This window comes from Virgibacillus sp. 7505, from assembly GCF_002272135.1.
In the GTDB taxonomy this organism is placed as follows: domain Bacteria; phylum Bacillota; class Bacilli; order Bacillales; family Amphibacillaceae; genus Terribacillus.
Map to the genome: position 1 here is coordinate 1 of NZ_NPBF01000453.1, position 214 is coordinate 214.

The 214-nt window shown below is 48.1% G+C and carries 1 protein-coding gene; it reads left to right on the plus strand.

Annotated features, from left to right (window positions below):
* On the plus strand, window positions 1–214 hold a 214-nt coding region (locus CHH91_RS19755; RefSeq protein ID WP_176465906.1), incomplete at both ends, for a DJ-1/PfpI family protein.

Here is a 214-nt window from a genome sequence, read left to right on the forward strand (position 1 = left end):
CGGAAGCAGGCCATGAATTGGTCACAATTGAAAAAGAAGCAGGTAAAACGGTGACAGGCAAGCAAGGCGACGCAAAAGTAACAATTGACAAAAGCATTGACGATGTTCATGTAGACGACTTTGACGCGTTGTTGCTTCCTGGAGGCTTTTCCCCAGACCAACTTCGCGGGGATGACCGTTTTGTCGAATTTACGAAAGCATTCGCTCAGGCAGG